Here is a 290-nt window from a genome sequence, read left to right on the forward strand (position 1 = left end):
CCTGCTGACGCTCCGCGCGATGCAAAGGCTGCAGCAGGCCGATACGGTTTTCTATGACCGCCTGGTTGATGAAGAGGTTCTGGAACTGGCCCCGCCAGCGGCTAAACGGGTCTTCGTCGGCAAACACGTCGGCGCTCACTCCTGGCCGCAGGACAGGATCAACGCAGTGATCGTGGCAGAGGCGCTGAAGGGCCGCCGGGTTGTGCGCCTCAAATCGGGTGACCCCGGTATCTTTGGCCGCGTTGCCGAAGAACTGGCCGCCGCCCGCACCGCCGGCATAGAGGCCGAGG

1 protein-coding gene is annotated in these 290 nt (G+C 65.2%); it reads left to right on the forward strand.

Annotation, left to right across the window (positions count from 1 at the left end; genetic code table 11):
• Positions 1-4: 4 nt before the first annotated feature.
• Positions 5-290 (forward strand): uroporphyrinogen-III C-methyltransferase (locus RA19_RS24785; RefSeq protein WP_275041757.1); only part of this gene is annotated, 286 nt, incomplete at its 3' end.

Origin of the sequence: Leisingera sp. ANG-M1 (genome assembly GCF_000813745.1) — a bacterium.
Lineage (GTDB): Bacteria > Pseudomonadota > Alphaproteobacteria > Rhodobacterales > Rhodobacteraceae > Leisingera.